The 9,475-nt window shown below is 32.1% G+C and carries 9 protein-coding genes; 3 read left to right on the forward strand and 6 right to left on the reverse strand.

Annotated elements, in window-relative coordinates; all coding sequences use genetic code 11:
- Positions 1 to 98: 98 nt before the first annotated feature.
- Positions 99 to 878, reverse strand: coding sequence for a hypothetical protein (locus D8M05_RS19590; protein ID WP_121134751.1), 780 nt, complete (start codon positions 876 to 878; stop codon positions 99 to 101).
- 532 nt (positions 879 to 1,410) lie between these two features.
- Between D8M05_RS19590 and D8M05_RS19595 the strand changes: the two genes are divergently transcribed.
- Both D8M05_RS19595 and D8M05_RS19605 read left to right on the forward strand, forming a co-directional pair.
- Positions 1,411 to 2,664, forward strand: coding sequence for a hypothetical protein (locus D8M05_RS19595; RefSeq protein ID WP_121134753.1), 1,254 nt, complete (start codon positions 1,411 to 1,413; stop codon positions 2,662 to 2,664).
- 267 nt (positions 2,665 to 2,931) lie between these two features.
- On the forward strand, positions 2,932 to 3,756 hold the full coding sequence (locus D8M05_RS19605; RefSeq protein WP_121134755.1) for a tyrosine-type recombinase/integrase: 825 nt from the start codon (positions 2,932 to 2,934) through the stop codon (positions 3,754 to 3,756).
- Positions 3,757 to 3,961: 205 nt separating this feature from the next.
- On the opposite strand, the gene D8M05_RS19610 is transcribed toward D8M05_RS19605, so the two are convergent.
- The 5 genes from D8M05_RS19610 to D8M05_RS19630 all read right to left on the reverse strand — a co-directional run bounded on the left by D8M05_RS19610 (position 3,962) and on the right by D8M05_RS19630 (position 8,193).
- Positions 3,962 to 4,984, reverse strand: coding sequence for a Gfo/Idh/MocA family protein (locus D8M05_RS19610; RefSeq protein WP_121134757.1), 1,023 nt, complete (start codon positions 4,982 to 4,984; stop codon positions 3,962 to 3,964).
- A 216-nt stretch (positions 4,985 to 5,200) separates the two neighbouring features.
- Complete coding sequence (locus D8M05_RS20355) at positions 5,201 to 6,820, reverse strand: hypothetical protein (RefSeq protein WP_183072872.1); 1,620 nt, start codon at positions 6,818 to 6,820, stop codon at positions 5,201 to 5,203.
- A 229-nt stretch (positions 6,821 to 7,049) separates the two neighbouring features.
- Positions 7,050 to 7,301 (reverse strand): hypothetical protein, encoded by a 252-nt coding sequence (locus tag D8M05_RS19620; RefSeq protein ID WP_121134759.1) that lies wholly within the window; start codon positions 7,299 to 7,301, stop codon positions 7,050 to 7,052.
- A gap of 188 nt (positions 7,302 to 7,489) precedes the next feature.
- Positions 7,490 to 7,807 (reverse strand): hypothetical protein, encoded by a 318-nt coding sequence (locus D8M05_RS19625; protein ID WP_047982400.1) that lies wholly within the window; start codon positions 7,805 to 7,807, stop codon positions 7,490 to 7,492.
- Between the two features lie 83 nt (positions 7,808 to 7,890).
- On the reverse strand, positions 7,891 to 8,193 hold the full coding sequence (locus D8M05_RS19630) for a hypothetical protein (protein ID WP_121134761.1): 303 nt from the start codon (positions 8,191 to 8,193) through the stop codon (positions 7,891 to 7,893).
- Positions 8,194 to 8,529: 336 nt separating this feature from the next.
- Between D8M05_RS19630 and D8M05_RS19635 the strand changes: the two genes are divergently transcribed.
- On the forward strand, positions 8,530 to 9,369 hold the full coding sequence (locus D8M05_RS19635; protein ID WP_121134763.1) for a hypothetical protein: 840 nt from the start codon (positions 8,530 to 8,532) through the stop codon (positions 9,367 to 9,369).
- Positions 9,370 to 9,475 lie beyond the last annotated feature (106 nt).

Here is a 9,475-nt window from a genome sequence, read left to right on the forward strand (position 1 = left end):
GTTAAACATGAATGGTCCTTCTTTTAGAATGAAAGAAACCGAAGAATGGATAAAAACAAGTGCTGATAAAGTGGCTCAAAATTAACTTGCGAAATGGCTCACTTTTCACTTGCGAAATACACCCGCGTACTATAGTAATTAATAGTGTTGGTGCGGTTTTTAGTCTTAGATATAAACAAGGTGTTGTCTTCATCATCAGGTAGGTCTTTCTCTTCAACCTTCTTATAATGAGGGTACCCCTTATAATATGCCAGTCCTGAGGCTTTGCAGAATCTTTTCATCTCTCTCGTTGCATTCGATCCAGACCTTACCTTCTGTACCACACCATCCAAAATCTTTGGAACGCTCAGAACTCCCCGGTTAACAAATTCAATTTTTTTCCCGCCAAATAGAATTCTCGCAGCATCGTTGGCATTTTTATCAGCCGACGGAAACAATGTTGCTAGTGCTGTTTGAATAACATTCCTTACTCGTAGATCTGTAATTTCCTCGTCCAATACAAAGACCATTCGGAATTTATGGTTCTCTTCTGTATGGCTAAAAGTTGAATAAATAAAGGTTGGTGTCACTTTCCATTCGGTACCAAGTTTGATTGCCTCATCAATCGGTAATCCTGAATCAATGTCGAGTGCAAACACCTGCTGACTCTTCCAACTTTTATTTGATCTTTGTCCATTGCTAAATATAGCCGGTGTAAAAGATCTAGCATTTGGTAAGGTTATAGTTTCCATCAATTCCTGAATGGATAAGGAAACAGCCTTCCCTGCTATTCTTCCTGAAATCTTCGTGACTTCTTCCTTATTAGGTTTATTTTCGAAACCTTCATGATCCAAACAAACTGTAATTTTTTCTTCTAGAACATTTATCTCTTTAACCATCGTATCCCTCCTCTCAATAAGGAGGAGTATGGTATTTTAATACATAGTCTGATGAATTTCTCTAATTAATTTTCTTAATCAACTCCTCTTAAACATTTCAATGGTTACAGCTACATAATATGGCACTTAAAATATCATATCAAATTTTTAGCGTAGGTATTTTACGATATAAGTTTACTTTTTTGTATCAACAAAGATATATCTAATTCCTTATTTAATCCACCAAACTACAATTCCACCTTCATATGATACAACATAAACAAATTGTGGCCCCAATGTAACATCTCAGGTAGCATAGATTTTTCTATTATTGTTGAGCACACGATATGTTGTCTTTACCAACTTCGATTAAAGACCACTTAATAGATTGAGATTTAATAATCTATTTTTTAAAATTAGTTCCCTATAGATTTGATTTCCCTCCATAATTGATTTATAAAAGAATAGTAGGGGAAATTATAAAATCATTTAGAATACTACTATACAGCATTATTAATACCTCAACCTACCACCACAAAAGGAGGTTGATATCATGGAAAGAACATCTATTTTAAAATTAAAGAGGAAAGAAGAATTAAAAAAGGCTATTGTCAATTCAAATCATTCAATTGTCACCATTTTTAAAAATGGCAATTGGAGATTAGAAGAAGGAGATTTTAGGAAGGAAAAAGAGAATGAACAGATTTATTCATTAAAATGTAATTGTGGATATAATCAACTAGAACTATCAAACATTATCGAGTGGTTAGACCATATCGTTTGTATTACCAATAAATACAAAGAAGATCATTTCTTTTATACTTATGACGATATGATTGAAAGTGAAACTGTGCCCTTAGAGAACTATCTCTACAATCCATTACCCACTATAAAACAAAAGATCACGTGGTCAGTAGACTTCTCTGGCTTGGAATGGAATCATGGGCTCAAATTATTTCGGTTATTCAATAGCGACTCATCTTTTATTAGTTTTACAAGTTTTGATTTGTTAATTTCTTATTTATATCACCATATCTCATCGATTAAAGATGATGACTTATACTATCGCCAATGTAAAAATATTAGAACACTCCATAGCAAAATATTTAAAACTTCTATACCAAATGAAAGACTTACCCAATCAAATATAGAAGACAATATTATTCTTGAAAAAGATGAATTGCTAAGAATGTTAAACCAATCAAAACATACTACTGTTGCACAGATTTATGATTATTTAGAATTACCATGCAAACCCTGTTGGAGCATTGATACTATAATCTCACCCTATGACATTAATCTTATAGCCGTTTCCAATCTTATTAAATTGAAAGAAATTAATAAATTCTTTGAAAAACTTTATGAAGAACGAAAAAACTTTGATGAACCCTTTGTTCGTCAATACATACGTTTAAAAGCCCAAAGCCATAAAAGAAGAAAAAATTCGTGGATAGAATGGCGAAACGAAGTCGACTGGAAATACGCAAGCAAATTCATAGATATTAATCATTATCAAATTGCTATGGATGAAATCACTAAAGCAGAGGTTGAAATTTTTAATATGGCACCCTGCTTTGAGAATGGATACTTAAAATTAATTCTTAGGAAATTTGAGAATCAGGATAATTTAATAAAAGTAACTGATGTTCTATCATTTTTCAATAGGCCGATCCCTAGCAACAAAGACATTTCTAATAAATATTTCTCCTTAACATTATTTGATAATGATGACTTCTATGACTTTATGGGCTTTATATCTATAGATGAAGTAATAGAATTACTGCTATTTGAAGATTCTTCTGTCTGAATAATACACTTAGGTGCCACCTTACTCTGTTATCTTTTAAGAGTATAGGTGGCATTTTTTATTTTAAAGGATCTTTGTGCTTAATGTTGAATCATGATGATGAAAAAGCTACAAAAGAAAGGGAGGGATTTGTCGCAGAAAAATGTCGTGGAACTAGTATTCTACGACATTATAGACTTTATTTACATTTGATTCAGGCCAAAAAGCGCCCATTAACTCAAGAAAATTTTGTCGTGGAATTATTAAACTCTAAAAAGAGGTGATTTTATGCTGGACACATATCAGGAAGATGGACTTAGAGGAAAATCAAAACAAACTAGGAAAACTTATATATTCTGTTTATCAAAATTTGAGGAATGGCTAGATGGAGCTGGCACAGATTTAGATGAATACTCCCGTTCAGATGTTCAACAATATATTGATTACCTTGTAAGCAAACGATATTCTGCAACAACAATTAATAAAAATTGGAGTGCGGTAAAACATTTTAGTCGCTGGCTGAATAAATTAGATGCCATTGAAGACATCTTAGTCATTAGCCCGCCGAACATTCTAAATCAAGCGCCAAAAGCACTTTCTAGAAATGAAGTAAACAAACTAATTAGAGAAATTGATCGTTCTGGTAATGATAGAAACTTTGCCATTACACACACATTAATTAATACAGGCATTAGACTTAATGAACTTGTCAATTTGGATCGTGCAGATCTTGAGATTAGCGAAAGAAAAGGAACCTTAAAAATACGTTTTGGTAAAGGAAACAAAGAAAGACAATTACCACTGCCATCAGAAACTAGGAGAGCAATTACGAAGTACTTAGACACAAGAGATGATTCAAACGAGGCTATTTTCCTTTCCAATAGAAATAAAAGAATATCCGAACGGACAGTTCAGCATATCTTTGAAAAACATGGAATAAATGTACATTCATTAAGGCATACCTTTATTACAAAACTTGTCCGAAATGGTGAAGACTTCAGTTTGATACAATCATTATCTGGCCATACTAACGCGGATATGGTAATCAGGTATTCTGCTCCAAATGAGGAGGATAAAGAAGAAGCGGTGTCAAAATTGTGGTTATCAGAATGAAAGAGGTGGATTTGTTCCAAATGGATTCCATTATGAGGTTTTCCGGGCTAAATATCATAATAAATCGCAGATCCAATTCACAATCAAATTCATAGAAAAATCGAATTATAATTCACAATAAAAGGAGCCAAATAAAGCTCCTTTTTTATTGGGCAACTTTTTCTTCTCCAACTAAGGATGCATTAGTGCAATAAGAATGTATTGTTTATATATCTAAAATTTTATCAATTACAATTTGATTTTGATGTCCATCTTCAATAATGGGTAAATCTTTATCTGTTTTGTTAAAGACCATATAGTCATACGCTTTTTCTAAAAACGGATAAAATGCTGGATAATAAGTACTCGCTTCCTCAGATAAATGTAATGGAAAATTTCCTTTGAATTGAATCTTCAATTCTTCTACTTGACCATTTATCTTCCCACAACATAGTTGTTTATCATTAGTTAAAGTAATTGTTCCTTTACTACCAAATACCTTTAAAGCAGACCCGAATCCATGGTTAATTCCGGACATTAGTTGAATCGAGAAAGTAGAGTTATTTTTCATTTTCCCGTGAATAAAAAAAGCATCATCAGCATCTCTTTGCTCCCCTGCTCCTTCTGGAACGTGAGTATGCAATAATCCATTAATAATTTCTATTTCATCACTTACTAACCATCTCAAACAATCAATCATATGTGTCCCTAGCGCACCCAACATTCCACCAAATTTTTGTTTTTCTCCCATCCAACCTCTTTTAGATGATTGAAGGTTTTGATACTGTGGGCTTGATATGTGGTATTCAAAATGAATTATCTTCCCAATACTGTCTTTCTGAATTAATTCTTTCATCTTTTGACGAATAGGAAGGTATCGCCATTCAAAATCAATCAATACCTTTGCATTACAAGACTTAGATAGGTTCAAAAGTTCTTTTGATTCATTACTATTCATTGTGAAGGGTTTTTCGCAAACTATATTTATACCTTTCTTTAATGCTTCTTTAACCATTTCAAAATGAAAGATAGGTAGTGAGCTTACAAATAAAAGATCAAGTTCCTCCTTTTCTAACATTTCAGCCCAGTTTTTATAATGATTAGGTGGATTCTCCCAATTTAATAACTCCTCTGGCAAACGATGTCTATTCATCGTGCTAACAGCAGAAACTTCCATTTTTGGGTGTAGATTTATTATGGGAGCTTGAACTGATAATCCAAAACCACCACCGATTATACCGACTTTCATATGTAGCCTCCCTGCTTTTTCTCTAAAAAATACCTTTTATTTACTTTTCTAAAAAAAGAACATCTTCTTCAACTAATCTGCTCTTCGTATTTATAAGGTTAACCATAAATTACTGGTTGACCTTATTAAGTTTACAATGTGTGTGCACCTCAAAGCTGAACCCATTTATTTGTTTGTTTCACCTCTTTTAATTTCGTCTGCAGCTATCAAAGTAAATTATTTTTCTAAAATAGGTCTTAATTCCCCTTTTATAACTTCTGGAAAATATTTAGAGGATATTTCATAATGGATTGTGCTGAGTTTATTCTGAAATACAATAATCGATGGAAAATATACATTTGTGTTCTGTTTTATATATGATTGCTTATAACAAATAACATCAAAGCCATCTTCTTGAAAGTAATCGTAGCAAAAGATATCTTCAATTGACTCCAAATACTCTTCTTTATGGGACTCAACTTTCTCTTCATATGAACGAGTAAGGCCATATAAAGGGATATCTGGTTGAGACACGGATACATATTCAGGATAATCATCATATTCAATTACTGAAAGTGATTTATTAGGCTTAAAAAAGGGATCAGTAAATTTAATTGCTGTTTCCAAAATATCGTTATCGGGCAACGGTAATTGTTTACCAATACACAATTGACCAGTCTTTACATATAACTTAATATCAACATCCTCATCATAACTTGTTCCAAAATTAGATAAGCATAAATCTATATAAAACTTAGAATCCAGACTTGCAAAGTAAGATTTCCACTGTCTATATTCACTAATTTTTTCGTACAATTGATTTAATAGTCTATATTTTTCTTTTTCATCCTCGGATCCAACTAAAGAATAGGAGGATCCTGTCCCAAATGGACCACCACCAAAAGGTTGCTTTTGTTTGGATAACTCACCTATATTAAAAAAGTCATTATAATTAAGTTCAATAGTTGACTCTTCAGCAAATGATTTGATTTCATTTTGAAATTCCTCTTGTAAAGTTATTTCAACAGAACCAAATATTGAGTTAAAGCCTTTAAGTTGATTTTGCCCTTCTTTATTTGCCTTTGCAAAATTGGCTAATGAATTATTGACACCCAGAGCCACTATTTTTTCGTCTTTTTCAGAATCATCAACTGCTTCGCTTTTGTCAGGTAGTTGATGATTCCTCACCTGCTCAAATAAACTATGAATATTTGACTCTAAATCTGCTATGAATTTTGAGTTTTGATAACTTCTCTTATACATTATTGGATTTTCGGTAATTTTCCCGTTTCTAACGCCTTTAACAGATAAATTGCTACTAATAGTAGATTTGTTTTCATTTCCATTCGCAAGTAAATTCACAAAGTATAATGATAAATGGTTTAAAAAGTCCTTTTTAAATTCTGCCAAATCGGAGTATGGCGCATAAATACCTTTATCTTTATATCTTTCCCTAAATTCAATTACTTTTTTATATTGTTCTGGATCAAGAGAAGCGGGATTAATCTGTCGGTCACTGAAATAAAGAAACACTTGTTTACCACTATTTATAAGTTCTTCAATTTCCTCCTCTGTTCCAGACCCGTAATTATCAGTAGGCGTACCAAATCTAGTCCAAAACACTGCAACAGCTGCGTCACATTCTAGAACAAATTGTTTGTTTAATAGATTTTGCGGTTTACCTCCTGATTGAGGATAAGAGTCTGTAGACCAATGCTTTGTAACTATTAATGTATTATTAGCCGCACCATACATGCGGTTAAAATCTGTAACAGTCCCCTTTATTATTTCTAGTTCTTCTTTTACATCAGAAGGGCAAGATATTAATAGATCAAACTGAGTTACATTCCTTGGCATGATAACACCCTTTCAAGCGAAAAATAGATATATATACCCTTTAATATTATCACAAATAGTTATATTTGTTTCTACTCATTCCTCATAGCAAATTTAGTAGGTGTTCAATTGATATTATCAATCAATTCCCTATTGGATTTCTTATATGATTCACATCATCAGTTTTAAATAAAAAGAATGGACTAGTACATACCAGACCATTCCTAAAACTATTTTATGTTGTTTCAATTTATAACGTTTGCAAATTATTTCCAATTATCTTTAACCTTTCTAAATTACCCTCAATAGCATTTTTCAAAAGGTAACTCTTTGCACCATTAAAATTGTTACAAATCGCTGCATCTACCATAACAAACTCATCATCAAACATTTGTGCTACACAAGCACCAAATTTATTGGTCCCATCAAATTTCACAATTGCAAAACGTATCACAATGCCACAAAAATCTACATCTTCTTGCCATAAAAATTCATTATTCATGTTAATTCCCCCCTCTCTATATATAACAATTAGACACATGATAAACTATTCCTTTTCAATAATTAAAAGTCTTATAAAATATCTACATGGTTTTACTATGTTTTCATACATTCAGGAAAAAATTAGGCCTAGTTTACTATAGCTTTGGTACACTTATAGCTCAAAAAAAATAAGCAGGGGAATTAACCCTAACTTATTTTTTCAAATGCTAAACGATTTGTAGTATAAACTATACTTTCTATAAGTTTTTCATCAAAAACATATTCTGGTAATATTGCGGAAAGGTATTTGATTGTCTGACCAATAGTAGTAAAAACTCTCAAATGCAACACCTGTTGTTGTTCAGACCCCTTATCCTTTTCTATCAATACATAAAACAGTGGTTCAGATGAATTTTTCCCCATCCATCCATAACCAGTTTCCTTTGAAATAACAATGTTGTAATCACCAAAAAATGAGTAAACCAAATTGTCTTCTTGCAATACCCGATCCTTATACTTTTGCATTAATATCTCCCTTTCTTGAGTAAATGTCCACACTGTTAACTTATATTTACCAGCCTGAATCCCTTGTTTTTCAGAAGCGGATTTCAATCTTTTGTAGTAATTATTTTCTGAATGGCTTGGTAAGTTTCTTTAATTATTTTTTTCTCCACTAAGTATTCTGGAACAACAGCCAATAGAAATCTAGCAAGATGGCCAGTATTGAAAAAACTTTTTAAAAGAACATCCCTTAACTCACCTTGTATATTTTCCTCATTAACAATTACTACATAATTACCTTCACACAAAGAGTTGTTTACTTTTACAACTGAGACATAATAGTCACCACTTTTAGCCAAAACCATATTGTTATCAGAATGCATTATTGTTGCTTCCTTTCTTTTGTCCATTTCTTTTCCTTCTTTCGTATAGAATTTTCATCATGATGATATTCCATATAGGAACAGATAAACCTGTTTAAACGCACCAAAAATCACGGGTAAACTACCTCTTAAATCAATGTTATTAACTAACTTAAAGGAATATATGTTCTATCACAGACAGGCTTTATTACTAATTAAATTTCATTAGCTTTAAATTTTTTTTAAAAAAGTGCTCTATAGATTTGATTCAATATTTTATTTGTTTTATAAATAGATTGTAGGACATTAACATAACAATCATTACAACCAATCATAATACAATTTATAGTCAGCCTACTACATATTTTAAGGAGGTTGATTCATATGAAAAAAGAAAAGAGAAGTTTTAAAGAAAGGTACAGTAATAATTGGATTTGTACACTGAAGCAGGTAGAGGAACTAAAAGAGGCCTTACTATCAAAAACTACCGAAGAGGTTAAATTTTGGTCGGATGGTACATGGGCAAGTAGGAAACAAAATGAATTTCGGAATGATAATGAAGACCCTTTGTTTATACTTACAAAGGATAAGATTCGATTTATAAACCAAGATACGGTTGATAATTCACTCTATAGTATTTATCATTTGATTTTTGGTTTGGAGCACCCTTTATGTGATCTAGATATTCAAGAATATCTATTAGAAAGAAAAAGCACTGATACAAAAAGTTTTCTACAAAAAGATTTGTTCGGGCAAAATTCTCACTCCTACAATTTTGCATTTACATACGGTAATCTTGATTTCAACTGCGTTATTGAGTGGGAAAAATCTAGTCGTTCTTTGAGAATTATACTGGATGATGGAACAATTGGAATTGCTGACGGTATAAGGTATATCATAAACTATCTATTCGATCTCTCAGATGAGATAAGTGATGAATGTCGGGCTTTTACATTATTTTGTAAGGAGATTAGAAAGTTCGAAACGTTTTATTGCAGTTCAATGAATGAGTCTATGTATCAAACTACAACACCCACAGAAGTACTCATGTTGCAAAGTGAAATGGCCCTTTTTGGCAATTATATTAAAGTAGCGGACCTGATGAACCATTTTCAATTGGACATTTCTATTGCCAAGAGAACCGACCAAGAAAAGTATGTTGATTTCAACCATTTATTTGACTATTATCATGACCTCTACGGTTATATGGTAAGCGTCAAATAATCCCCACCTATTTTTAGATGGGGATTTTGTTTATACTTTTTTTAGATTTATTTATTAGGAACACGACATTTCTCTGGAATCGTCGGCGACCAAGGAAGGAATTGAT

It is taken from the genome of Oceanobacillus bengalensis, from assembly GCF_003628445.1.
In the GTDB taxonomy this organism is placed as follows: domain Bacteria; phylum Bacillota; class Bacilli; order Bacillales; family Amphibacillaceae; genus Oceanobacillus; species Oceanobacillus bengalensis.